Annotated in this window: 20 protein-coding genes; 13 read left to right on the top strand and 7 right to left on the bottom strand. The window is 62.1% G+C overall.

The window, feature by feature from the left end:
- Nucleotide 1: 1 nt before the first annotated feature.
- From NKH22_RS10815 to amaB, 5 genes are all read left to right on the top strand, one after another.
- Nucleotides 2–886, top strand: coding sequence for a transglutaminase family protein (locus NKH22_RS10815; RefSeq protein ID WP_352909504.1), 885 nt, complete (start codon nucleotides 2–4; stop codon nucleotides 884–886).
- Between the two features lie 59 nt (nucleotides 887–945).
- Nucleotides 946–2,046 carry a DNA topoisomerase IB gene (locus NKH22_RS10810; RefSeq protein ID WP_352909502.1) on the top strand — a complete coding sequence of 367 codons (1,101 nt, stop codon included), beginning with the start codon at nucleotides 946–948 and terminating at the stop codon, nucleotides 2,044–2,046.
- 82 nt (nucleotides 2,047–2,128) lie between these two features.
- The gene (locus NKH22_RS10805; RefSeq protein ID WP_023671781.1) at nucleotides 2,129–2,503 is read left to right on the top strand and encodes a YciI family protein; all 375 of its coding nucleotides are present in this window, start codon (nucleotides 2,129–2,131) and stop codon (nucleotides 2,501–2,503) included.
- Complete coding sequence (locus NKH22_RS10800) at nucleotides 2,500–3,774, top strand: RNA polymerase sigma factor (protein WP_023707663.1); 1,275 nt, start codon at nucleotides 2,500–2,502, stop codon at nucleotides 3,772–3,774. Before NKH22_RS10805 ends, NKH22_RS10800 begins: the two co-directional genes overlap by 4 nt.
- A gap of 175 nt (nucleotides 3,775–3,949) precedes the next feature.
- Complete coding sequence (gene amaB / locus NKH22_RS10795; RefSeq protein WP_023671784.1) at nucleotides 3,950–5,464, top strand: L-piperidine-6-carboxylate dehydrogenase; 1,515 nt, start codon at nucleotides 3,950–3,952, stop codon at nucleotides 5,462–5,464.
- A gap of 207 nt (nucleotides 5,465–5,671) precedes the next feature.
- Here amaB and NKH22_RS10790 read toward each other — a convergent pair whose 3' ends face one another.
- Nucleotides 5,672–6,541, bottom strand: coding sequence for a hypothetical protein (locus NKH22_RS10790; protein WP_023671785.1), 870 nt, complete (start codon nucleotides 6,539–6,541; stop codon nucleotides 5,672–5,674).
- Nucleotides 6,542–6,839: 298 nt separating this feature from the next.
- On the opposite strand from NKH22_RS10790, the gene asnB reads away from it, so the two are divergent.
- From asnB to nadE, 4 genes are read left to right on the top strand one after another with little or no spacing between them, the layout of a single operon-like run.
- A complete protein-coding gene (gene asnB, locus NKH22_RS10785; RefSeq protein WP_352909501.1) occupies nucleotides 6,840–8,777 on the top strand; it encodes an asparagine synthase (glutamine-hydrolyzing) in 1,938 nt (645 codons plus the stop codon).
- A gap of 22 nt (nucleotides 8,778–8,799) precedes the next feature.
- On the top strand, nucleotides 8,800–9,063 hold the full coding sequence (locus NKH22_RS10780; protein WP_023671787.1) for an acyl carrier protein: 264 nt from the start codon (nucleotides 8,800–8,802) through the stop codon (nucleotides 9,061–9,063).
- 23 nt (nucleotides 9,064–9,086) lie between these two features.
- Nucleotides 9,087–10,634: a class I adenylate-forming enzyme family protein gene (locus NKH22_RS10775; protein ID WP_352802866.1), complete on the top strand. Its 1,548-nt coding sequence runs from the start codon at nucleotides 9,087–9,089 to the stop codon at nucleotides 10,632–10,634.
- Complete coding sequence (nadE, locus tag NKH22_RS10770) at nucleotides 10,631–11,635, top strand: NAD(+) synthase (protein ID WP_352802863.1); 1,005 nt, start codon at nucleotides 10,631–10,633, stop codon at nucleotides 11,633–11,635. The genes NKH22_RS10775 and nadE overlap by 4 nt, the downstream gene beginning before the upstream one ends.
- Before the next feature lie 70 nt (nucleotides 11,636–11,705).
- Here the strand turns inward: nadE and NKH22_RS10765 are convergent, their stop codons facing one another.
- The 5 genes from NKH22_RS10765 to NKH22_RS10745 form a co-directional block, all read right to left on the bottom strand.
- Nucleotides 11,706–12,821 (bottom strand): hypothetical protein, encoded by a 1,116-nt coding sequence (locus NKH22_RS10765; protein WP_352802861.1) that lies wholly within the window; start codon nucleotides 12,819–12,821, stop codon nucleotides 11,706–11,708.
- Complete coding sequence (locus tag NKH22_RS10760) at nucleotides 12,818–13,546, bottom strand: N5-glutamine methyltransferase family protein (RefSeq protein WP_023696869.1); 729 nt, start codon at nucleotides 13,544–13,546, stop codon at nucleotides 12,818–12,820. Before NKH22_RS10760 ends, NKH22_RS10765 begins: the two co-directional genes overlap by 4 nt.
- Nucleotides 13,547–13,715: 169 nt before the next feature.
- A complete protein-coding gene (locus tag NKH22_RS10755) occupies nucleotides 13,716–14,822 on the bottom strand; it encodes a glycosyltransferase (protein ID WP_352909498.1) in 1,107 nt (368 codons plus the stop codon).
- A 1-nt stretch (nucleotide 14,823) separates the two neighbouring features.
- Complete coding sequence (locus tag NKH22_RS10750) at nucleotides 14,824–16,437, bottom strand: GumC family protein (protein ID WP_031197769.1); 1,614 nt, start codon at nucleotides 16,435–16,437, stop codon at nucleotides 14,824–14,826.
- 218 nt (nucleotides 16,438–16,655) lie between these two features.
- Nucleotides 16,656–17,918 (bottom strand): VpsF family polysaccharide biosynthesis protein, encoded by a 1,263-nt coding sequence (locus tag NKH22_RS10745; RefSeq protein ID WP_023671794.1) that lies wholly within the window; start codon nucleotides 17,916–17,918, stop codon nucleotides 16,656–16,658.
- A gap of 382 nt (nucleotides 17,919–18,300) precedes the next feature.
- Here NKH22_RS10745 and NKH22_RS10740 point away from each other — a divergent pair, with 382 nt between their 5' ends.
- On the top strand, nucleotides 18,301–19,404 hold the full coding sequence (locus NKH22_RS10740; protein WP_196815211.1) for an acyltransferase family protein: 1,104 nt from the start codon (nucleotides 18,301–18,303) through the stop codon (nucleotides 19,402–19,404).
- A 42-nt stretch (nucleotides 19,405–19,446) separates the two neighbouring features.
- Here NKH22_RS10740 and NKH22_RS10735 read toward each other — a convergent pair whose 3' ends face one another.
- Nucleotides 19,447–20,487 (bottom strand): glucosamine inositolphosphorylceramide transferase family protein, encoded by a 1,041-nt coding sequence (locus tag NKH22_RS10735; RefSeq protein WP_023686303.1) that lies wholly within the window; start codon nucleotides 20,485–20,487, stop codon nucleotides 19,447–19,449.
- Nucleotides 20,488–21,096: 609 nt separating this feature from the next.
- On the opposite strand from NKH22_RS10735, the gene wecB reads away from it, so the two are divergent.
- From wecB to NKH22_RS10720, 3 genes are read left to right on the top strand one after another with little or no spacing between them, the layout of a single operon-like run.
- Complete coding sequence (gene wecB, locus NKH22_RS10730; protein WP_352909497.1) at nucleotides 21,097–22,251, top strand: non-hydrolyzing UDP-N-acetylglucosamine 2-epimerase; 1,155 nt, start codon at nucleotides 21,097–21,099, stop codon at nucleotides 22,249–22,251.
- Nucleotides 22,244–23,581 (top strand): UDP-N-acetyl-D-mannosamine dehydrogenase, encoded by a 1,338-nt coding sequence (wecC, locus tag NKH22_RS10725; RefSeq protein WP_023820697.1) that lies wholly within the window; start codon nucleotides 22,244–22,246, stop codon nucleotides 23,579–23,581. The genes wecB and wecC overlap by 8 nt, the downstream gene beginning before the upstream one ends.
- Nucleotides 23,578–24,381: a WecB/TagA/CpsF family glycosyltransferase gene (locus NKH22_RS10720; RefSeq protein WP_023725122.1), complete on the top strand. Its 804-nt coding sequence runs from the start codon at nucleotides 23,578–23,580 to the stop codon at nucleotides 24,379–24,381. The genes wecC and NKH22_RS10720 overlap by 4 nt, the downstream gene beginning before the upstream one ends.

Raw genomic sequence — 24,381 nt, 5'->3', positions numbered from 1 at the left:
CATGCTGTACGATATCAGGCTTCATCTCAGCTACGATTATGACGCTGCGGCCGGTGGCAGCCGGCATCAGGTGCGTGTCTTGCCGCAGACCATTGCTGGCGTGCAGCGCGTGGTCGCCGCCTCGCTGTCGTTTGTGCCGACCCCGTCGGAGCGCACGGATTTTGCCGATTTCTTCGGTAACAATGTCACCGCGATCGCCTTTCGAGATGTCCATGACGGGCTCGATATCAGAATGAGCGCGCGCGTGTCGGTGTCGCGGCCGGAGCCTGGGCTCGACGTGTCGCCCGACTTGCAGCGCCTTAGGGAAGAACTCGGCACGGTGCGGTCACTGGCGCCTGATGCACCGCATCACTTTCTCACAGCCAGCGATCATGCCGGCATCGATGCGGCGATCACCGCCTATGCACGCGGCAGCGCCAGCGGCTCGACGGTCGGCACGGCCATCGATCTGTGCAACCGCATCCACCGCGACTTCACCTATGATGGTGAGGCGACCACGGTGCATACCAGCGCCGGCGACGCCTTCTGTTTGAAGCGTGGCGTGTGCCAGGATTTCTCCCACATCATGATCGCCGGCTTGCGCGGGCTGGGCATTCCCGCGGGCTATGTCAGCGGCTTCCTGCGCACCATTCCGCCGAAGGGCAAGCCGCGGCTCGAAGGCGCTGACGCCATGCACGCCTGGGTCAAGGTGTGGTGTGGGCGCGATGCCGGCTGGCAGGAGTTCGACCCGACCAACGGCATGCGGGCCAGCAACGACCACATCACCGTCGGCTATGGCCGCGACTATTCCGATGTGGCGCCGATCGTCGGCGTGCTGAAAACCACCGGCGGTCAGGTCGGTGACCAGGCCGTCGACGTCATTCCGGTCGCGCTGGAAAAGGCCTGAGGGCGGAACCAGCTGTCTGCCTGGCGCTTATCCTACGAGAAAAATCTCGTGGAGCGGGCATGCTGGACAAATCCGGGGCGCCACCGGGCCGATCTGTTGCCGGACAGGGCGACGATGACACGCCGAGGAATGGTGCGCAGGCCTCTGCCGATCAGGCCTCGCTTACCTATGTCAGCGACAGCGAGCCCGGTATCCGCCGCCTGAAGGCGGGCGAAGGCTTTTCCTACAAGGGCGCGAAAGGACAGGCCGTCGGCGCGGCAGCCATTGCCCGCATCAAGGCGCTGGCCATTCCGCCGGCATGGACGGATGTGTGGATCTCGCCCGATCCCGCCGGCCACATCCAGGCGACCGGCCGCGACCAGCGCGGGCGCAAACAGTACCGCTACCATCCGCTGTGGGCCGCCGAGCGCGACGGCGCCAAATACTCCAGCCTTGTCGCCTTTGCCGAAAGCCTGCCGGAGTTGCGCCGCCGGATCGATGCCGATCTGCGCCGCCGCGGCCTGCCGGCCGAGCGCGTCGTGGCGGCAATTGTCTGGCTGCTCGACAACACGATGATCCGGGTCGGCAATGCCGCCTATGCCCGTGACAACAAGAGCTTTGGGCTGACGACGCTGCGCGACCGCCACGTCGACATCAAGGGATCCAGCCTGCGCTTTGCCTTCAAGGGCAAGTCCGGCAAGGAATGGAAATTGAAGCTGGTCGACCGCCGCATCGCCCGGGTCGTGCGCGGCGCGCAGGATATTCCGGGGCAGCAACTGTTCCAATATCTCGACGAGGACGGCGAGAGGCATGGGGTGCGTTCCGACGATGTCAACCGCTATATCCGCGACGCGATCGGCGCCAATTTCAGCTCCAAGCATTTCCGCACCTGGGGCGGTACCATCCATGCCGCGTCGCTGTTTGCGCGGACGGATCTTCCCGAAAGCCAGGCGCAGACCAAGCGTGTAATGAACGCCGTCATCGACAAGGTGGCCGAGCGGCTCGGCAACACACGCGCCGTCTGCCGCAAATGCTACATCCATCCACAGGTTTTCGAAGCCTGGGTGGAAGGGCGGCTGCTTAGCGAAATGACCGAGGCCAACAAGCGCAAGCGATCGATAGACGGTCTCGATGATGAAGAGGCTCTTGTGCTGAGATGGTTGAAGGCAAGCGAAGGCTGACAAAAATGGCGTAACTTTTTTGTCGACGCCATGTCGGCACAGGCCCTACTGTTTCGTCCTTTGAGACAGAAAAGGACGTCCCATGCTCTACGCTATCCTCTGCTATGCCTCCGAAGATGTCGTCTCCTCCTGGAGCAAGGCACAGGATGACGAGGTCATGGCAAAGCTCATGCATGTGCAGGAAAAATACGCTCAAGCCGGCCGGCTTGGGCCGGTGGCGCGGCTTTTGCCCACCACCGCCGCGACGACGCTGCGCAAGGTCAAGGGCGAATCGGTCGTCATCGACGGCCCGTTTGCCGAGACCAAGGAACAGTTCCTCGGCTTCTACACGCTGGAATGCGCCGATCTCGACGAAGCCGTCGACTTCGCGCGCGAGCTTTCCGAGGTCAATCCCAGCGGCGGATCCTATGAGATCCGACCGGTTTCCGTCTTCAACCCAACCAGAGTAGCCACATGACAGACCTCGCCTGGATAAGCTCGGCGATCAGCGCTGCCCGCCCGCAGGCTATGGGTGCGCTGCTGCGCTATTTCCGCAATCTCGATACGGCGGAGGAAGCTTTCCAGGACGCGTGCCTGAGGGCACTCAAGAACTGGCCGCAGAACGGGCCGCCGCGCGATCCCGCGGCCTGGCTGATCTTTGTCGGCCGCAACACCGGCATCGACGCGGTGCGCAAGCGCGCCAAGCAGGCGCCGATGCCGGAAGAGGACCAGATCTCGGACCTGGAAGATGCCGAGAGCGATATCGCCGAACGGCTGGACGGCGCGCACTACCGCGACGACATATTGCGGCTCTTGTTCATCTGCTGCCATCCGGATCTGCCGCCTACGCAGCAGATCGCGGTGGCGCTGCGCATCGTCTCCGGTCTCACCGTCAAGCAGATCGCGCGTGCGTTCCTGGTCGGCGAAAGCGCCATGGAACAGCGTATCACGCGCGCCAAGGCGCGCATTGCCGATGCCGGCGTGCCGTTCGAGACGCCCGGCGCGGTCGAGCGCTCGGAGCGGCTCGCCGCCGTTGCCGCCATGGTCTATCTGATCTTCAACGAAGGTTATTCCACCAACAGCGGCGAGGCGCCGGCGCGTGCGCCGCTTTGCGAGGAGGCAATCCGGCTGGCGCGCCTGTTGCTGCGGCTGTTCCAGACCGAGCCGGAGATCATGGGTCTGACGGCATTGCTTTTGCTGCAGCATGCGCGCGCGCCGGCCCGCTTCGACGAGAACGGCGAGATCGTGCTGCTCGACGACCAGGACCGCTCGCTGTGGAGCCGCAAGATGATCGACGAAGGCCTGGCGCTGGTCGACAAGGCCCTGCGCCACCAGAAGCCCGGACCCTACCAGGTGCAGGCGGCGATCGCCGCCCTTCATGCGCGGGCGGCAACCCCCGAGGAGACCGACTGGACAGAGATCGACCTGCTCTACAGCCTGCTGGAGGCGATGCAACCTTCGCCGGTGGTGACGCTGAACCGCGCGGTTGCGGTCGCCAAGGTGCGCGGGCCGGAAGCTGCCCTTGCCATGATCGAGCCGCTTGGCGAGAGGCTGTCCGGCTATTTCCACTTCTTCGGCCTCAAGGGCGGTCTGTTGATGCAGCTCGGCCGTGGCGAAGAGGCGCGTGTCGCCTTCGATCGCGCCATTGCGTTGGCCAACACGGCAGCGGAAGCCGCCCATATCCGCATGCATATCGACCGGCTGATGCGAGACGGAGCCGTGAAGGCGCCGGCGAAGACAGCGCACTAAGCCTGTTCCTCCTCTGGCTCAATCGTGCAATCTCGGCTTGGACCATGCCGGGGTGGCGATTTTCCCCTGAAACGAGTAATGGCACGCCATGACAGCGCTTGCGGCATGCGGGCGATAATGGCGCCAAGGCTCGACCGCCGCCCTATGATGGCGAGCGGATCTGAAAGGGACAAAAATGACGATAGCGAAGGAAACGGCCGAACTTCTGGCGAAACTGGGTGTGGCCAAGGACGCGCTGACCGGCGGCGACCTCGTCGTGCGCAGTCCGGTGACGGGTGAACAGATCGCGGCGCTGAAGACGATTTCGCCGGCCGATGCGGCCAAGACCATCGATGCCGCGCACACGGCGTTCCAGGCCTGGCGGATGGTGCCGGGTCCCCGGCGCGGCGAACTGGTGCGGCTGCTCGGCGAGGAGTTGCGCGCGCACAAAACCGAGCTTGGCCGGCTGGTGTCGATCGAGGTTGGCAAGATCCCGTCGGAAGGCCTCGGCGAAGTCCAGGAAATGATCGACATCTGCGATTTCGCCGTCGGCCTTTCCCGCCAGCTCTACGGTCTGACCATCGCCACCGAGCGTCCGGGACATCGCATGATGGAGACCTGGCATCCGCTCGGCGTCGTCGGCGTCATTTCGGCCTTCAACTTCCCGGTCGCGGTGTGGTCGTGGAACGCGGCGCTCGCGCTGGTCTGCGGCGACGCCGTGGTGTGGAAGCCCTCGGAAAAGACGCCGCTGACGGCGCTCGCCTGCGAGGCGATTTTTGCCGGCGCGGTCAAGCGCTTCGGCGCAGATGCGCCGCAGGGCCTGGCACCGGTGCTGATTGGCGACCGCTCCGTCGGCGAGATCCTGGTCGACCACCCGAAGGTGGCGCTGGTTTCGGCCACCGGCTCGACCCGCATGGGCCGGGATGTCGGCCCGCGTCTGGCCAAGCGCTTTGCCCGCGCCGTGCTCGAACTCGGCGGCAACAATGCCGGCATCGTCTGCCCGACCGCCGATCTCGACATGGCGCTGCGCGCCATCGCCTTTGGCGCCATGGGCACCGCCGGCCAGCGCTGCACGACGCTGCGGCGCCTGTTCGTGCATGACAGCGTCTATGACGCGCTGCTGCCGCGGCTGAAGAAGGCCTATGAGAGCGTCTCGGTCGGCAACCCGCTGGAGACCTCCTCGCTGGTCGGGCCGCTGATCGACAAGGCGGCCTTCGACGCCATGCAGAAGGCGCTCAAGGAAGCCACCGCTCACGGCGGCAAGCTGACCGGCGGTTCGCGGGTCGAGAATGGCCATCCCGATGCCTATTACGTGCATCCGGCGCTGGTCGAAATGCCGAAGCAGGTGGCTCCTGTCACCGAAGAAACCTTCGCGCCGATCCTCTACGTGATGAAATATTCCGATTTCGATGCCGTGCTCGACGAGCACAATGCGGTCGGCGCCGGACTGTCGTCGTCGATCTTCACCCGCGACCTGCAGGAATCCGAGCGCTTCCTCGGCGTCGATGGTTCGGATTGCGGCATCGCCAACGTCAACATCGGCACGTCGGGCGCCGAGATCGGCGGCGCCTTCGGCGGCGAGAAGGAAACCGGCGGCGGGCGCGAGAGCGGCTCCGATGCCTGGAAGGCCTATATGCGCCGCGCCACCAACACGGTGAACTATTCCAAGGCGCTGCCGCTGGCGCAGGGCGTGTCATTCGACATCGATTGAGATGCTGCGCCCGGCTTTTGACCAGTTGATCCACCCGAACCCGTCGGGCGGATCGCTGCCGCTCGCGCGGATCGTTCCGCTTTCAGGCTTCGCCCCCGCTGTCCAGATGTCCGTATCCCGACGGCGGAAAGGCCACCTCGGCCCTGCGCCCGGACGGGTCCTCGCGGTCGGCACGACCGGCTGCGCAACAGCGTCTGCGCCGAACGTTCAGCCAGCGTGCGGCGACGCCGGTCGGCAGGCTTCGAACGCGGCATCGATGACGGCAAGTTTGGCGGCCTGCACGGTCATGTATTCCTGGTAGAAGCTGTTCGAGACCCACATTACGGAATGCCCGCGCCGGCCCAGCCAGCCGACGCTGCCGAGCTTTTCGGCGTCGCGCAATTTGCGCGCAAGATGGGTGCGCGAGAGTTTTAGCCAACTGGCGAATTCGCCGATCGAAACCACGCTGGTCGGGATCCGGTCGAGGGCGGCATTGTCGGGATCGATGCCGGACATCAGCCAATCCATGACGATGCCGCCATTGTTGAGCCAGATGAACAACGAAAAGGTCTGCTTGGGCTCACGCACTGGGTTGGAGGAGAGCAGGCCTTCCGCCACCAGCGGCTGCAGCCTGGAAATCATGCCGTGCTGCTCGAGAAAGGCGGCGAGGCGGCTGCCGCTGTCGAGACCGTCGAGCGTGCGCAGATGCGCAACCACCCAGCCGTCGAATTCCTTCAGCGTCGCTGCCGTCACCTGAAACGGGTGGGCTCGTCCGTCACCGGTGTGCGGCAGGTATTCGATGATGTGATAGTGCAGCATCTCCTTGATGAAGGCTTCGGCCGTGTTGCGGCTAGCGACGGAATAGTGAAGCACGGCATCGATGAAGCGGGCCAGTGTCAGTTCCGTGCGGGGATCGCGCGGGTCGCGGGCGAAATGCAGGGCTAGGCCGGTGTGAGCCAGCAACCAGCGCTGTTGCGTGGCGAACACGGCGGCCAGGCGTGGGCTCGTTTCATAGATATGCAGCAGCGCCTTCGACTGCGCCTCGACATGACGGTGCAGCGCCGGATGGCCGGCAATATATTCGAAATTCAGCGCCATCCTCCTCGTCCTCCGGCCAGCCCCCCGGCAGCGAAGACGTGCAATCACATTTCCAGCCTTAGCCGCCCGTGTCCAGCCATGCCAACCCGGACAAAAGGCCTAGAGCGAGCCTGGGCTATCGTTCCGGCTATTACGGCCGCAACCGCGAGGTGATGGAGAGCCATCGCGTCCTAGCCACGAACACCACATCGTGGCAAACTTCTTGTTAACCACATGCTCGGTGAAAATATCGGATTAACCTCAGATGCCACTATCGAGGTTATGTTCCGTACCTTAGCGTTCAATATGAGTTCAAGGGATGTGTGGATTCGGGGGTTATTTCGGGTCAATCCGGGATGCGGAAGCTTTGCTCACGCACATGGTAGCCGCAATTGCCCATCGTGGGCCGGATGAGCAAGGGAAATTCGTAGCACCCGATGCCGGGCTCGGGCATGCGCGGCTGTCGGTGATCGGCATCGGAGACGGCCAGCAACCGATGTCCGACGAGGCCGGCAATTTGACGATTGCGTTCAACGGCGAGATTTTCAACTACATAGAACTGCGCGAAGGGCTGATCGCCAAGGGCCGACACTTTCGGACGTCGAGCGACACAGAGGTCATCCTTCAGCTCTATGAGGAGATGGGCGAAGACTGCTTGTCTCTCCTGAACGGTGATTTCGCCTTGGCGATATGGGACAATCGGCAGCGACGAATGGTGCTTGCACGAGACCGGATGGGTGTCCGGCCGCTCTTCTACACAAGTAATGACGGGGTGCTTTACTTTGCCTCGGAGATCAAAGCCCTATTGAAGGTCCCGGGCGTCTCCGCTGAAATTGATCCGATTGCGCTGGATCAGATCTTTACGCTGTGGGCGCCGATCGCTCCGCGCACGGCGTTCCGCAATATCCACGAGTTGGAACCGGCAAGTGTGATGATCGCGACGCAGGGGCAGGTCACGGTCAAACGATACTGGCACCTGGACTATCCGCATCGTGATGAGCCGTCGAAGATCATGAACGAGGACCACGCGGCAGAGGAGTTGCAAGCCCTTCTGACCGATGCGGTGAGGCTTCGCATGCGGGCCGACGTGCCGGTCGGTTCCTATCTTTCGGGAGGGCTCGATTCGTCGCTCGTTTCGGCGCTTGCCGCCGGCATGACTCCTCGGAGACTGGAGACATTTTCCGTAACCTTCGACAGCGCCGAGCATGACGAAAGCGCCTTTCAGACCGAAATGGCCTCGGCGCTCGGCACGCGCCACCACGCCATAGAATGCGGCGCCCGCGATATCGCCAGCGTCTTTCCTGAGGTCATCCGCTTTGCCGAGCGGCCGATCATCCGCACGGCGCCAGCGCCACTCTACAAATTGTCCGCCCTGGTTCGCCAGGCCGGCCTGAAGGTGGTGCTGACGGGTGAAGGCGCCGACGAGGTCTTCGCCGGTTACGACGTCTTCAAGGAGGCGCGTGTCCGCCGGTTCTGCGGGCGGCAGCCCACATCGCGCATAAGGCAGCAGCTGTTCCGCCGGCTTTACCCGTATCTGCCGGGCCTGCAACAGCAATCGGTGGAGTATCTGGCTGCCTTCTTCGGCACCAGCAACGCTGCCCTCGACGATCCGCTGTTCTCGCATCGGCCACGCTTCAAGACCACGGCGGCGGCGAAAATCTTCTTTTCCGGCGACCTGCGCGCGACGTTGAAGGGTTATGACGCGGCTGAAGAGCTGACCAGCCGCCTACCCGAGGCGTTTTCCCTATGGCATCCGCTGCATCAGGCGCAATATCTCGAAACCCGCTTCCTCCTGCCCGGCTACATCCTCTCCAGCCAAGGCGATCGGATGGCCATGGCGCACGGCATCGAAGGGCGGTTTCCTTTCCTGGATCATCGCGTGGTAGAGTTCGCGGCAAGACTTCCGCCGGAGATGAAACTGAAAGGCTTGATGGAGAAGCACATTTTGCGCAAGGTGGCCAGGCACCACCTTCCGGCGGCGATCGGCAAACGCACCAAGCAACCTTACCGCGCCCCGGAGGCCCGCTCCTTCGTCGGGGCGGAGGAACTAGACTATGTGCGTGACTGCCTGGCCGAGGCGAGCATTACCGCCGGCGGCCTGTTCAACGCCAAGGCGGTGGCCAAGCTCCACGAGAAATGCCGCATGGAGACCGCGACCGGATTTCGCGACAACGCCGCCTTCGTCGGCATTCTGTCGACGCAGCTGTGGCAGAAGAATTTCGCCGGCCAAGCGGTCGGCGCGGCAAGAGCGGCCTGAGACGGCGAGGAAAAGGAAAGACATCATGACGGCAATCAAGGACAGGGTCAGAAGCTTTATCGTCGACAACTTCCTGTTCGGCGACACCTCCTACAAACTGTCGGATTCAGCCTCGCTGATCGAGAACGACATTATCGATTCGACTGCGGTGCTTGAGCTGGTGGCCTTCATCGAGGACAATTTCGGCATCGCGATGGTGGATGCCGACATCGTTCCAGCCAACCTGGATTCGCTTGACCGCATCTCGTCCTTCATCGAGGCGAGAGCACAAACGCTGGCAGCGTAAGCGCCAACGGCGAGGAACGTCCCGTGCGGATCGAGCATTTTCTGGTGGCGAAGGCTGCTGCCCACCCGGCCAAGACGGCATTGGTCACTAGGGGCAAAAAGCTGAGCTACGAAGAACTCGACGACCTTTCGAGCCGGCTGGCCACCGCTCTCTTCATGAATGGGATCAGGCGCGACGACCGCGTCCTGATCTTCATGGACAATTGCTGGGAGGCCGCCGTATCGATCTTTGCCGCACTCAAGGCAGGTGCGACCTTCAGTCCGATCAACCCCTCCACAAAGGCCGACAAGCTCGGTTACATCATCGCCGATTGCGACGCCAGGGCGGTCCTGACGCAGGCGAAGCTGATGCCCGTGGTCACCGAAGCCTGCGCATCGCAAGGCAAGACCGGCATCTTCGTGGCTTCCACCCCTGGGGCCGATGGGCAATGCCCGGCAGGGGCCGCGTCCCTGACTGACTGCCTGACGTTCGATGGCGCGGAGGTAGACCATCGCGGCATCGACGTCGACCTTGCGATGCTGATCTACACGTCAGGTTCGACCGGCCGGCCCAAGGGTGTGATGATGACGCATCGCAATTGCGACGCTGCCGCGGGGTCGATCGCCACCTATCTGCGCAACGCGCCGGACGACATCATCCTGAACGTCCTCCCGCTTGCCTTCGACTATGGCCTCTACCAGTTGCTGATGGCAGTCAGGCTCGGGGCCACGCTGGTGCTCGAGAAGTCCTTCGCCTTCCCGCACGAGATCTTCGAACGCATCCGCAAAGAGGGCGTCACCGGCCTTCCGCTGGTGCCTACCATGGCGGCGATGATCCTGCAGATGCGTGATCTGGCGCCGGGTTTCCTGCCCAGCCTCCGCTATATTTCCAACACCGCGGCCGCCTTGCCGCCAGCCCACATAGAACGCCTGCGCTCGCTGCTGCCCGGCGTCCGGATCTATTCGATGTATGGGCTGACCGAATGCAAGCGCTGCACCTATTTGCCACCTGAGGAACTTGACCGCCGGCCAGGGTCGGTCGGCATAGCCATCCCCAACACGGAAGCCTTTGTCGTCGACGACCTTGGACAACGCGTGCCGGCGGGCGTGGCAGGTGAGCTCGTCATCCGCGGTCCGCACGTCATGCAGGGCTATTGGCGCAACCAGGCCGCAACGGAACGAGCGCTCCGGCCGGGGCCTAACCCTTGGGAAAAGGTGCTCTATACGGGCGACCTGTTCCAGACCGACGAGGACGGCTTTCTCTATTTTGTCGGGCGTAAGGACGACATCATCAAGACGCGTGGCGAGAAGGTCGCCCCCAAGGAAGTGGAGGCCGTGCTCCACGCCCATCCAGGTATCGCGGAAGCGGTGGTCGTCGGCGTGCCGGATCCGGTGCTGGGGCATGCGATCGGCGCGCTCGTCGTGCGGTCCGACCCGGCGCTTGGCGGAAAGGACATCATTCGTCACTGCGCGCGCCACCTGGAGGATTTCATGGTCCCCAAAATCATAGAGTTCCGCAGCGAATTGCCGAAGACGGAGTCGGGCAAGGTCAGCCGCCGGCTCGCGGCTGAGATGATGGAGGCCGAGCAATGAACATCGGCTCAACCCAGGATGCGCCGGCCTTCACGCAAGCCCTCGCCATCGATCCCGCCGCCGAAACGGACAGGATCGTGGCGGCCCTGCGCGAGCAGTTGCGCGGCATTCGCAAACGCGGCCTCGTGCTCGGTCTTTCGGGCGGTATAGATTCCAGCGTTTCGGCTGCATTGGCCGCGCGGGCCGTCGGCCACCAGAATGTGCTGTGCGTCCTCATGCCGGAAAGCGATTCCGACCCCGAAAGCCTGCGGCTCGGCCATCTGGTCACCGACACTTTCGGCGTCGAGGCCGTTGTGGAGGATATCGGGCCGACCCTGCGGGCAATGGGCTGCTATGAACGCCGCGACGCCTTCATCCGCGAATTGGTCCCGGACTACGGCGAGGGCTGGGCCTCGAAGATCGTGATCGCGAACGTGCTCGAAGGCGAGGGCTACAACATCTCGTCGCTGGTGGTGCAGGACCCGCAAGGCAAGCAGACGAAACTGCGGATGCCGGTGGCTGTCTACCTCGGCATCGTTGCCGCCACCAACATGAAGCAGCGCACCCGCAAGCAGCTCGAATATTATCATGCCGACCGGCTGAACTTCGCCGTGCTCGGCACACCGAACCGGCTGGAATACGACCAGGGGTTCTTCGTCAAGAACGGCGACGGCGCCGCCGACGTCAAGCCGATCGCGCATCTCTACAAGACGCAGGTCTATGCGCTAGCCGCCTATCTCGGCATTCCGGAAGAGGTCCGCAACCGGCCGCCGACCACCGACACCTACTCGCTGGCGCAGACGCAGGAAGAATTCTACTTCTCCCTGCCTTACGATCGGATGGATCTGTGTCTCTACGGCCTCAACAACGGCGTGTCCGCCGAGGTGGTAGGGCAAGCGGCGGGATTGGCCGCCTCACAGATCGAACGCGTCTGGGCCGACATCGCCGCCAAGCGAAAGGCGACGCGCTATCTGCACCTGCGCCCACAGCTCGTTGACGGCGTGGACGAAGTCGGCTCCTGACCTGATGCATTATGCCATTCCAGACGGAAAACCGCGCACCCTTTCCTGGAATTGCTCTAGGCGGAACGCTTCAGGTGAAGCGGCCGCCGATCAACTGGCTCCACTGCTCGCCCGCAAGCCCGTTCAGAAAGACCTGCGCGTTCTTCATGGCATCGAGAAGCTCGGGATCGCGTGAATGCACGACGGTCGAGGCGACCGGTATGAAGGCTATGCGTCTTACAAGCATGGCGTCCAGAAGCGCGGGCTGGACGCGGCCGCGCAAGCCGGAGACACCGCGCCGGGCGGCATGCTCGACCAGGCAATCGATCACCGGCCCGGCCTGGCCGGGAAGAGCGAGGACCTGCAGCACGCGGCCGATCCCGTCCGGTCGAGCGTAGTAGGCGAAAGCGCCGACATTGGCGCCGTTCGGCGATGCCACCGACACGCAGACAAGCTCTCCGAAATCCGGCTTTTGCGCCGCATCGCCCAGAATATGGTTGAGCTGACCTTCCGCCCACTGCGGACGTAGCGGAAACTGGGCGCAAAGCGGCTCCAGCAGCCCCGCAAAGCTGCCGCTGTCGATCTCGGAGGTCCGAAATGCCCCCCGGCTCGATGCGTTGGCGACGACGCCGGTCCAGCGTCGTTGACCGCCCTCCATTTTGCGAAGGTAGAGCCGGTCGACCATCCGGGCGAGCGGGTTCAACATCCAGGCAAGCTTCATGTGACTGGCAAAAAGGCTGAGCACGAAGGTCGCCGGCCGCATCACGCGAACCCAGTCAAGGCTGTATTGCGGCAGCACAACGCCGCGAAGCCGCGTCCACAGTTTCACGGACGTATCATTGGCGGTTTCGCTGAAGGAGATGTTCTGCGGACCATCGAGGAAGGCCTTCAACAGGCGGGCACCGGCCATCGGATCGGTCTCGTGATCCTCGACCATCAGCGAGCTGCAGATGGCAGCGTAGAGCTGCCGTCCGTTGAATTTCATCGGCAGCGCATGAACGCCGACGAAGCCGGAAACCTGGCCGGCGTCATTGACATGGACAAGCGAACGGAGCCCGCTGCCCCAGTCGGGTGCGTCCAGATAAAACCGCCTCATGTAATCGACGAGGGAGGCCGGCGCTGGCCCCCGCTTCTTGCGCAGCATGCGTTGAAACATGCCCGCGACGGCCGCAAGGTCGGCCTGATCGAGGGCGCGGACGACGCTCACGCCGGGCTCCCGGTTCCGGGAACCCGGCCACCATGTTTGCGCGCCATGGCGACACGGGGCTGGCCGTCGGCCGTCACGGCAAAGGTTGGGGTTTCGTAGGATTTCGTTCTCGATAAAAGGGTTGCTATCTGCCGATCCTGACCTTCGCCGAACTCAAACAGCAGCCATCCGCCTGGCTTGAGGAAAGCTGCGGCATCCCGGACCAGCCTTTGGAGGATCGAAATACCGTAAGGGCCGCCGTCGAAAGCTTCCCGAGGTTCGTTCTCCAACAGATGCGCGCTTTCGCTATCGAGACGGGACGACGAAATATAGGGCGGGTTGCACAAAACCATGTCGGCAGCGCCGTGGAGGCCGTCACCCTCGATCGCGGCAAATAGGTCGCCTTGCCGGACCTTGATCCTGTCCTGCAGGGCGAGGCGCACAACATTGCGGCGGGCAAGCGAAACCGTGCTGTCGGTCAGGTCCGCCGCCCATGCCCGAGCCCGAGGACATTCGCTGACGATGCCCACGGCAAGATTGCCGCTGCCGCAGCACATGTCGATCAGGATCGTTTCGTGCGCCTGTTCGCCAAGAATGGCCGCGGCCGTCCGGCCAAGCAGTTCCGTTTCGGCTCGCGGCACCAGGACGTCAGGCGCGAGTTCCAGCTCAACCCGCATGAAGCGGTGCAATCGCGGCCAATTGCGATCGTTTGCACGGCCGGCAGGAAGGCTGTGATGCTGGGGCAAGGAAAATCCCTATCCTGAGGATAAAACGCGGGTTCCCTGTTGTTACCAACTCCGGGTAAATTGATGTTAAAGATCATGATTGGATTGGGAGTAACCGGCCTATGTTGGCGGCGTCCTGTCCCATCAATGGCGGATTCCTGTGCCGCCGCAAGCCGATCCATGCGCTAATTCAGAGCAACGCCTCGTACCGGTCTCCGATCTTTTCAATTTCGAAATCCGCCGCCCTGCTTTTCAGGATCGCGGCGGTTGTCGGCTGGTCGAGCATTCCGGCCATCGCCACTGCCAGGGCCGCGGCATCGCCGACCGGCACCAGGGCGCCGAAGCGGCCGTCATCAAGTATTTCGCGCGGGCCGTGCGGCGCGTCCGTGGAGACCACCGGAATCCCCGCTGCCATGGCCTCGACCAGAACATTGCCGAAGCCCTCGCTGGTCGATGATAGGACGAACAACTCAGCTACGGCGTAGCAGGCCGCCGGATCATTGACATAGCCCGCAAACAGAACGTCTGCGCCGATACCGGATTCTTTGGCATAGGCGCGCAACTCGTCGGCCAGCGGACCCTCGCCGAAGATGACAAGCCGGGCCCGGCGGCCGGCGCGCAGCACAGCGAAGGCCCGCAGCAACGTCCAATGATCCTTAACGGGCACCAGGCGTCCGGCGGTGATGATGATGGGGCCGTCGCCCATCGCCGCGAGCTCTGCCTGCCAGGCGTAGGAGCGTTGCTGGGATGCCGCAGCCGGCGGCAGCGGGTTGTTGATGACCACGACCTTGGATTTCGGGAAGCCTCGGGCCACAAGATCGCCGCCGACACCCTCAGAAACCGCGATGGCCCTGGTGGCGCGGGCCGCAACCAGGGCCGAAAGCCAGACCGCCATTTTCGCGCCAAGGCTGCCGGAAGGCAGTGAGGCGGCGGCGTGGAAACTCGGGAAGAACCGCGCCCTGCTTCGCGCGAGGGAAAGCGCCAGCGCCACGACCAGATTGGCGAATTCCGGGGCGCTGTAGATCGCGTCGGGAGAAAGGCGGCCAAGCAGGCCCGCGCTTCGCACGATGCCTTTCAATGTCGCCCACTTGCCATAACCCTCGCCGCGAATGGGGAGGCCGAAATCGACCAGATGCACGGCAGGCGAAAGCAGGGCGGCATTGGGCCCCTGCGCGTTCCAGGTAAAAAGCGTGACGTTGTGGCCGCGCGATGCCAGCTCGTTCGCTATCAGGACGAACACACGCTCGGCGCCGCCGCCCCTGAGGCTGGCAATGTGAAAGACAATCCGCTTCGCCATTTCAGGCGCGGCTGGCAATGACATCCGGGCGGTTCGGCGGAAGCCGCATGTCGCGCACGATACCCAGGGTAATGGCGAGCAACATGCCGAGGATCATGCCGCCAATGGCCCCCAGGCCGATCATCACGACGGTGCGCGGGGGCCATGAACGGCCCTTTGGCGGCACTGCGGTGGAAATCACCTGCACATTGGTGCTGTCGATCTGTTCGCGCTCGGTTATCTGGCGTGCCCGCGACAGGAAGCTCTCATAGATAGCCGTCTTCGACGCGGCGTCACGTTCAAGCTCACGCAAGGCGACCTCGGAATCGCTATCCGAGAACACGTTGCCCTTCAAGTCATTCATCTTGGCATTGAGGGAGGCCGACGAGGTTTTGGCGGCATCGAGATTGACCTTCGCCAGGCGCAGGGTGCGCGCGTATTCGGCGCTGAGTTGCGCGCTGACCGTGTTGTACTCCGTCTTCAGCCTGACGATCGACGGATGACGGGGGCCAAAGGTCATCGACTGCGAATCGATCTGCTGGCGCAGGCCGTTGGCCGTTGCGCGCAGCGCCACAAGCGCCTCCGACGTGGCGGGACCGGAATTGGTGCCGTTTGCGCCGGCGGCAAGCAGGGCGTCGTAACTTGCCTGCGCGGCGATGACGCGCGATTGCGTCTCCACGATCTGGCCGTTGAGCTGGGTCATGGTTTGCGAGGAAACAAGCTGCCCATTGCTGGTGGCCAGATTGTGGCTGCGCCTATAGGCTTCGACCTTCTCTTCGGCCGCCTGCACATCGCTCTTGAGCTGGCCCAGCCGCCCGTCCAGCGCCGCCGCGGCACGGCTGGCGCCGGAAGCCTCGGCGCTGGCCAGCTCTTCCTGGAAAGTCTTGACGATATCCTGCGAAATCAGGATCGCCTTGGCGGGGGTTTCCGCCGATACCATCAAGGTCGTGACAAACGACTTTTCATCCGCGATGCTGCTAACCCGTTCCGCCAGGTTCTTCAGGGCGGTAAGCTTTGGATCGGGTTTGGCGCCGTCCGTCCCTGTGCGGCTACGGTCCGCGTCGAAGAACTCCGGGTCACTGGCCAGGTCAAGATCGTCTACAACACGTGAAAGCACGCTGCCCGAGGTCAAGATGCGCTCTTTGCTGCGCGCGCTGAGCAGCTGTCCATCGACCTGGGCCGATTGCGGGTAAAGATCGTTCGGAACAACCTGAAGATTGGCGGGATTGATGAGGATGTCCGTGGTCACGGTGTAGCGCTGCTTGCTCAGCAGAGCGTAGGCACCGCCGATGATCCCGCCGGCTATTGCCAGCAGGCATACCAGAGCGAGGCCGGCGCGCAGCCAGACAAACAGACGCCCGAAATCGAGTTCGAGAAAGGTTCCGATCTTGTTGAGCGTCACCGTCGTGACGGGCTCGGCTACAGGCGGCGCCACGGGTGCAGGCGACACAGGGGCCGACGTTACAGGGGCCGACGTTACAGGGGCCGACGTTACAGCGGGTGCCGCCGCATGTGCCATGATCGGCGCGGTTTGTTGCGGCTTTGGCCTGCTGGCGCGCCGCGCATTTTCGATCCGTTCATAGGGGCTAATGCCGGCGGCGGCCGCGGCTGGAGGAGGACCGGAAGCGGCGGACATCATGCTAACCCTTTAATATTCAATACGCACAGCCTGCTTTACGGAAACATCGTTAACATTTCATTTTCCAGGCGTGTCAGGCGCGTTCCGGAACAGCGATCTATCCACCCTTGGTCGGTATTCTGCCACGCCCGTCGTAGCCTGGCAAAGCGTGCAGGCGTTTCAAATGGAAATACAAGAGGTCGTCGCGAGGGCACCCGCAAGGAGCGGGCTTGGCGTCATGTCGCTGTTGATGCTGGTTGGCCTTGAAGGGGCGTGCCGGTTTGGCGCCCATCCGGCTTTCGATAAGCGAGCAACAAGATGACGAGCAGCATGATATCCGGCGCCTTCGAAGAAAGAGCATTGTTTGACAATGCCGCGAGAATGGACGCGGCCGCTGCGATATGGGCGGCCCGAGGCGTATTGCGCAGGAGCTTGAAAAGGAACCGGAAGAAAGCAAACGCGAAGAGCAAGGCGATCGGCAGGCCAAACAAAAGCGTAAGAACGACCGGCGTGCTTTCGATGAAGGGGAGGTTGAGCTTTTCGTTGACGATCTTCAACAACTCGTTGGGATTCATGCCAAGCAGGATGTCCCTCCATTCAACGAACTTGAATACATCGTAGATCTTGACGCGCGCGTCGTAATTTTGATCAAAGAGCGTATTGCTGAAGCGGTTCAGCAGCCCCGCCGAAAAGAGTATCGCAATCAGTATGGCGCCACCGGCCAGCGTCAGCATCAGCACCAGGAGTTTGGCCTGGCGTTGATGTCTGGGTGACAAGTCCGGCCAAGGCAGGAACACGAGCAGGAACAGGATCTCGCCGCAAGCGAGCAGCAGGGCGGTGCGCGCGCCCGAAGCGGCCGTGCCGATGAAGAGAATGAAGATGCAAAGCGCGCACACCCAGATACGCCACCGCGTCAATGCAACGAAACCTATGGCGGTGGTGCAAAGCGCGCCCAGCGCCAGCGGATGGGCCGACAGTCCGATCGGCCGAAAGTCCAGCTCAACGAGGGGATAGGGCAGGAATCGATGCTGGGTGACGGCCTCGATCGTTCCGATGATGGCGCTGAGGACAATCATGCCGACGATGACATTGCCAAGCGCCCTGCGCACATGGTCACCCAGGGCAAGCATGATCATCGCCGCGGCACAAGAGACCAGATAGGAATCGATTATGAAGCCGGCCGAGCCGGCACGGCCTATCACGAAGAGATAAGGCACCAGCCACAACAGCAGCAGCGAATATAACAATGTCGCCTTGAACAGCCTGACTTCATCGCCTTCGAGCCGAATTGGCCGGGTCGTGGCGATGACGACAAGCAGCAGAAAGATGGCATAGGTCCCGATATGCAGCTTTTCGGGAAACGACCCCCCCTCCGTCGAATAGGACATCACCATGTTCATCAATTGCGGAGAGATGGTCGAGCGGAGCAGGAAAGCGAAGGCCGCGAGGAGAAAGAACAGGAGTGTGAGGGCGTCTTGGCGGCTGGCCTGCGCGGTCACGAACTGTTGCTCTGTGGGGGTGACACTCACGATTATCTGACCAGCGTTGCGGCTTGCGATTGAGATGGCAGGGGACGAACGCACCCCCGGGTACATTTTCCTGCAAGAACGTAAAGGAATATGGATAACCCGATCTTAACAGTGGCGATGCCCGGCATGGGCCGCCACATGTCAGCTTTGTCGAAAAGCCGGACACCCCTCATTGAAATCTCACCAAAGTGCGCCGAGAGGGAACGAATGCACGCAATGCACTTGTTGCGCGACATGCATCGGCAGCCGGATTTACGCTATTTCATGAAGTCGGTAACCCACACTTAATTGGCCGGTCGTATTGATGGCGATGCTTTGCACGGCGCCCGACGCGCTGCCTGTGGACGGCACAATGGCATCAGGCGCCGGCAAAGCGCAGGAGATCAAGGTGAAGAAATTCTATTCCATTCAGTATCTTCGCGCCTGCGCCGCCTTGCTGGTTCTGTTCGCACACGCCTTTTCCTACCAGATTGGCGTGGACAATCTGATTATTGTGACGGCGGGCCGCCTGGGCGTCGTTCTGTTCTTTGTCATCAGCGGTTTCATAATGGTCCATATTACGGGAGATGGTCCGTTTTCCGCTGCCACCTTCCTGAAACGCCGAGCAATCCGGATCATCCCCCTTTACTGGCTTTTCACCAGCCTCGCCGCGGTTCTGGCGGCGCTCGCGCCAAGTCTCTTCCAGAAGACCGTCTTTACATGGCCCCACTATCTTCAGTCGCTCCTCTTCATTGTTCACGAAGCGCCTGGACGGGATAGCGCCAGTCCAATACTCTCACTCGGCTGGACGCTCAATTACGAGGTATTTTTCTATATCGCTTTTGCGGTGTTCGCATTCCTGTCCGTGACCTCGCGCGTATTTGTGCTGACGGTCTTTTTCATTGCGATGTGGATAGCCGGGCTGTGGCTGGCTCCCACCAACCCTGTTATCCAGTTCTATCTCAACCCTTCTCCGGTGGCATTCGTCATCGGCATGTGGATAGGGCGGCGCTATTTGGACGGTGATTTCACTTCCGACATACGCCATGCCTGGATATTCGGCGTAATGACCGCTGCAGGCGTGGTGCTTTCATTCGTCGATGACGGTACGCCGCTCTTGGGTCAGATCAGCTTCGCGGGACAAGCAATGTGGGCGGCGGGCCTGCTTCATCTCAGCCTCATTCTGGAGCCGAAACTCAAGCACTGGAGCCTTCTTGAGCAGTTGGGCGACGCTTCCTACGCGCTTTATCTGTCGCATATCTTCGTGATCGGCGCTGTGGCGTACCTGGCCAGACGCACCGTCGGATTCGAGCATCCGACAACGGTATTGTTGGTGTCGGTGGTCAGCATCGTGGCAGCCTGCCTCGTCAGTCTGGTGATTTACGAGATGATCGAGAAGCCGATTCTTCAGACCCTGAACGGCAGAAGGAAGACGAGAAACACACCGCTTCCTCATATTGCCACGGAGAACAAATAAGCAGGCCACGCAACGGGACGCTCACGGCTTTCAGCGCTTCAGTCAGCCCGCGCTGTCCACGACCTCGACATTGCCGGCGCGGTTAAGCGTATGAATGCCCGTGCGTGCCCATGCCGGACCCGCGCCGATCGGCCGGGGCGAGGCAAAACGGACATCGGACGCGTCGAGTCGCTCAAGCCGCATCAGCCCCAGACCACCGCCATAGGCCCTCGATCCGTTCTGCACCGGCAGCACCAGGGCATCGTCGTGGCGGATAAAGGCGCCGCCCGGCCGGGTGGCCGAATGATCGACGGCAATGGGATTGAGCGGATGGGCGACCCATGGCCCGCGCAGCGAGGGTGCGCAATAGACCGCCATCGTGTCCGACGCGCTGCCGTAGCCGAACCGCTCCGTTCCAACCAGCCAGAAGCGACCGTCGGATTCGAGCAGCGTCGCGTCGTTGAAATCCCTGTCCGCCATCAGCACCGTGTCGCGGACCCAGCGGTCGGGAAACTGCGCGGCGCGATAGAGCACAAGTTCGCGAGCCGAACCACTTTCGGGGATCATGAAAATCTCGCCATCGTGTGCGAACACCTGCGGATACGACAGGTGGTGCGCTTCCTCCAATACAACCCTTGGAACACCGAAAGTGCCATCGTCACCGAGCTCGGCGACGGAAATCACGCCGCGACTCGTCGCGTAGGGGAATTCCTCGACAAACAGATGATGGCGGCGGTCGGCCTCGAAGACGAACGGGTCGGCATAGAAGCGTTGGCCATCGTCCGGCAGGACTGTGAACGGTTTGCCGTCGAGTTGCCCGGTTTCGGCGATGCCTGGTCCGTCGATCACCCGATAGGCAACCTGCCAATAGAAGGGGCGTCGTCCCCGCCTGATTTTTTGCACGGCGCGATCGATCAAAGCCCTGCCGAAAAAGGGCACATAGTGTCGAACAAAACTGTCGTTCTTCAGGATCGGCACCGGGTTGTCGCTTACCGGCACAAGCTTGCCCGCAAAGAAGCGGGCGACGGTTTGCATGATCAGCGACATGGCGCCGGCGAGCAGGTCGTTGCAGCTTCGAGATAGCCAGAGCCTGTCTGCCAGCATCGGTCTAGCCTGGGCCACGACAACGCCATCGAGGCGAGCGCCAAGTTCAGGCAATTGTCCGCTCGCCAACATTGCGGCAACGCCGGCTGGAAAGCTGTTGCGACCGCAAAATTCGAGCCTCAGGACTGGCGCGTCTTGCCCCGTTGCGCTGGCAGTGAGATCTATGACGAGGTCCGGAGGGCCGCGATCGATGGGCGGCAACGGCTCGGACCGGCCCGCCAGCGAGGGACCGAAACGCCGGCTCTCGATCGCCAAGACAGTGTCCAGCCCCCGAGCGGTTGGCGCCGGCGCCGGCGCGTGGCAACTCGAGACCACATAACCTGCCGCACCCAACCGCATGAAAAGCTCATTTTCCCAGCGCCGGGATGCGACGGCGTGGCCGATGATTAAAATATTAGTCAACCCAAGTTATTCTCGTTAAAGCAAAAAATGGCTTTGCTCTGGTATCTTTCCCCACAGTTCCTGGCAAGGGTTGCCCAAGGGGGGCTGCGGACTCTAGCGTTAATCATACGTTAATTTTTTTGAATACGAAGGCGGTTCAGGGCGCTATTGTTAGGCTGAAAGCACATGTCAGCCGGGCGCCCACGCTTTCGGTGACCAGGGTCAACCATGAACGCCGTTTCACATCCGAGATTGCCCTCAAGGCGAAAACTGCTGATCGTGTTCGGCACGAGGCCGGAGGCGCTCAAATGTTTTCCGGTGGCGCGCGCCGCGCTCGCCCATTCAGGCTTTACCACGGAAATATGTGTGACGGGCCAGCATCGCGAGATGGTCGATCAGGTCATTGAATTGACGGGCCTGCCGGTGCACTACGATCTCAACATCATGCAGCCAGGTCAGACGTTGTTCGACGTGACCTCGCGCGTGCTCCTCGGAATGGCGGGGGTGCTGGAGAAGGCGAAGCCGGACATCGTCATCGTCCAGGGCGACACAACCACCGCGATGACCGCGGCTCTAGCTGCCTTCTACAAGCGGATTCCGGTTGCCCATATCGAGGCGGGATTGCGCAGCCACAACATCAACTCTCCCTTTCCGGAGGAACTGAACCGCAAGATTGCCGGCAACATCGCCACCTGGCATTTTGCGCCGACCACCGAGGCGCGCGACAATCTCTTCGCCGAAGGAAAGGCTGCGAACACCATCTTCGTAACCGGCAATACCGTGATCGACACGCTGCTGCATTTCTCCAGCGAGATCGATGCCGACAAGCTGATGAACGCCAAGCTCGCCGCTCGTTTCCCCTTCATCGATCCGACCAAGAAAATGATCCTCGTCACCGGTCATCGCCGTGAGAATTTCGATGGCGGCATCCAGAGGATCTGCACCGCGCTGAAGGCATTGTCGGCGCGCAGGGATGTGCAGATCATCTACCCGGTCCATCCCAACCCGAATGTGCGCTCCGTGGTCGACGCCGAAATCGGGACGGTGCCGAACATCCACCTGATCGACCCGCAGGACTATTTGCCGTTCCTGTACCTGCAGAAACAGAGCTACCTGGTGTTGACCGACAGCGGCGGCGTGCAGGAAGAGGCGCCTTCACTCGGCAAGCCGGTGCTGGTGATGCGGGAAAACACGGAGCGACCCGAAGGGATCGCCGCTGGTACTGCCCGGCTGGTCGGTACCGATATCGAAAAAATTCTGGCCAATGCCAATAGCCTGCTCGATGATGAGAGCGTCTATCGCGGCATGGCCGAGAGGCACAACCCATACGGCGATGGCCAAGCTGCGACCCGGATCGTTGAGGAATTGCTGAATCATGGCTGAAATCAAAACCGTTTCCGTTATCGGCATGGGCTATATCGGCCTGCCGACCTGCGCCATTTTTGCCAGCCGCGGACTCGAAGTCATCGGTGTCGATATCAATGAGGCGGTGGTCGCGAAGGTCAACCGCGGCGAAATCCACATCATCGAACCGGACCTGGATGGTTTGATCCAGAAAGTCGTCGCCAATGGCAAGCTCAAGGCATTCAGTACGCCTCAGCCGGCCGATGCCTATATTATCGCCGTTCCAACTCCGATCACCCCGGACCGCAAGCCGGATGTCAGCTACGTGCTTGCGGCAGCGCGAAGCATCGCTCCGGTGCTAAAACGGGACGACCTGGTGGTGCTGGAATCAACATCGCCGGTCGGTACGACGCGTGTCATGACAGCGCTGCTCGCGGAACTGCGACCCGATCTCAAATTTCCCGTCGCACATGGCGAGGAAGCTGACGTCCTGGTCGCCTACTCTCCCGAGCGCGTGCTGCCGGGAAAGGTGCTGACCGAACTGATCAACAATGATCGCTCGATCGGCGGGCTGTCCCGAAAGTCTTCGGAGCGGACAGCGGCACTCTATTCAAGCTTCGTCGCCGGCGACCTGTTCATAACCCAGGCCGAAAGCGCGGAACTGGTTAAGCTGACCGAAAATGCGTTCCGCGATGTCAATATCGCCTTCGCCAATGAGCTTGCGGCGGTGTGCCAGGATCTGTCGCTCAACGTCTGGGAGGTAATCGATCTCGCCAACCGGCATCCTCGCGTGAACATCCTGCAGCCGAGCCCGGGCGTGGGCGGCCACTGCATTGCGATCGATCCGTATTTTATCATCGACGCCGCACCGAACAATACGCGGCTGATCAGTTCGGCACGGCGCATCAATTCCGAGCGACCCTTGTCGGTGGTCAGGGACATCGAGGCATTGCTCGACCCGACCCGCAAGCAGACGATCGCCTGTCTTGGCCTCAGCTTCAAACCCAATATCGACGATATGCGCGAGAGCCCGGCTGTCGAGGTTGTTAAGCTTCTGTCCAAGATTCCCAATATCAAGATCGTCGCTGCCGAGCCCAATGCGCGTCAGTTGCCACACGAGCTCGAGGGCAGCGGCGTCATGTTCACCGATGCACTTTCCGCTATTGACCAATCCGATATCGTCGTCCTGCTGGTCGACCATCGACAATTCAATCTGATCGATCCCGAAGCGCTCAAGGACAAGAAGCTCGTCGACACACGGGGCCTGTGGACCTGGCGCAAGGCGCGCAAGCCCGACGCCCGCATCGAAGGCAAGAAATCCGAAATGGAACGCTCGCAGTCTCTCGCTCGCACCGGAGAAGCGGCATGAACTCGCATGACCCGGCATGGGCGCAACACTCTCTATTGGCATCACGCCGCCGCGAGTTTCTCGGTGCGACCATCCATGCGCTGACCATGGCCGAGACGCTGGCCATCGCAGACGAGGCGATGGCGACGCGGCGACCGCTTCATCATGTTGTCGTGAACGTCGCCAAGCTTGTGAACATGCGCAAGAATGCCGAACTGCGCGAGGATGTCGTCGGGGCGGATATGGTCAATGTCGACGGCAAAGGCGTGCTTTGGGGCGCGCGGCTCTGCGGCGTCGAGTTGCCGGAGCGTGTGACCGGCGTCGACGTCATGATCAACCTGCTTGCGCTGTGCGCCAAGCGTGGCTATCGCCCCTACCTTTTGGGCGCTGAACAGCACATTCTCGACGCAGTTGAAAGCCGACTTGCCAGAGATCATCCGAGCCTGGCCATTGCCGGCCGGCGCAATGGGTATTTCAAGGCGGAGGAAGAGGCCGCGATCGTCGAGGCCATCAACGCTTCAGGTGCCGACTGCCTGTTTGTGGCGATGCCGACGCCGAGCAAGGAGCGCTTTCTCAAGCGCTATCGCGACGTACTCGCTCCGAGTTTCGTCATGGGCGTGGGCGGCAGCTTCGACGTCTATGGTGGAAAGGTCGCCCGGGCACCGAAACTGGTTCAGGCGGCGGGCCTGGAGTGGCTGTTTCGCGTGGCGCAGGAGCCGCGACGCTTGTGGCGCCGCTACTACGATACCAACACCGCCTATGCACTGCTGCTGTGGCGTGAGTTCTGGTCTCGCCGGGGACGCCGAAACGTCAATCCGTAG

Origin of the sequence: Mesorhizobium sp. M1252, from assembly GCF_040318265.1 — a bacterium.
Classification (GTDB): domain Bacteria; phylum Pseudomonadota; class Alphaproteobacteria; order Rhizobiales; family Rhizobiaceae; genus Mesorhizobium.
The sequence above is the reverse complement of the archived record's forward strand: the minus strand, read 5'-3'. Positions and strand labels throughout refer to the sequence as shown.

Excerpts from the sequence above, each read along its gene's own strand:
- NKH22_RS10815 (WP_352909504.1), top strand. The coding sequence starts at position 2 with ATGCTGTACGATATCAGGCTTCATCTCAGCTACGATTATGACGCTGCG.
- NKH22_RS10810 (WP_352909502.1), top strand. The coding sequence starts at position 946 with ATGCTGGACAAATCCGGGGCGCCACCGGGCCGATCTGTTGCCGGACAG.
- NKH22_RS10805 (WP_023671781.1), top strand. The coding sequence starts at position 2,129 with ATGCTCTACGCTATCCTCTGCTATGCCTCCGAAGATGTCGTCTCCTCC.
- NKH22_RS10800 (WP_023707663.1), top strand. The coding sequence starts at position 2,500 with ATGACAGACCTCGCCTGGATAAGCTCGGCGATCAGCGCTGCCCGCCCG.
- amaB (WP_023671784.1), top strand. The coding sequence starts at position 3,950 with ATGACGATAGCGAAGGAAACGGCCGAACTTCTGGCGAAACTGGGTGTG.
- NKH22_RS10790 (WP_023671785.1), bottom strand. The coding sequence starts at position 6,541 with ATGGCGCTGAATTTCGAATATATTGCCGGCCATCCGGCGCTGCACCGT.
- asnB (WP_352909501.1), top strand. The coding sequence starts at position 6,840 with ATGTGTGGATTCGGGGGTTATTTCGGGTCAATCCGGGATGCGGAAGCT.
- nadE (WP_352802863.1), top strand. The coding sequence starts at position 10,631 with ATGAACATCGGCTCAACCCAGGATGCGCCGGCCTTCACGCAAGCCCTC.
- NKH22_RS10755 (WP_352909498.1), bottom strand. The coding sequence starts at position 14,822 with ATGGCGAAGCGGATTGTCTTTCACATTGCCAGCCTCAGGGGCGGCGGC.
- NKH22_RS10750 (WP_031197769.1), bottom strand. The coding sequence starts at position 16,437 with ATGTCCGCCGCTTCCGGTCCTCCTCCAGCCGCGGCCGCCGCCGGCATT.
- NKH22_RS10740 (WP_196815211.1), top strand. The coding sequence starts at position 18,301 with ATGGCATCAGGCGCCGGCAAAGCGCAGGAGATCAAGGTGAAGAAATTC.
- NKH22_RS10735 (WP_023686303.1), bottom strand. The coding sequence starts at position 20,487 with ATGCTGGCAGACAGGCTCTGGCTATCTCGAAGCTGCAACGACCTGCTC.
- wecB (WP_352909497.1), top strand. The coding sequence starts at position 21,097 with ATGAACGCCGTTTCACATCCGAGATTGCCCTCAAGGCGAAAACTGCTG.
- wecC (WP_023820697.1), top strand. The coding sequence starts at position 22,244 with ATGGCTGAAATCAAAACCGTTTCCGTTATCGGCATGGGCTATATCGGC.
- NKH22_RS10720 (WP_023725122.1), top strand. The coding sequence starts at position 23,578 with ATGAACTCGCATGACCCGGCATGGGCGCAACACTCTCTATTGGCATCA.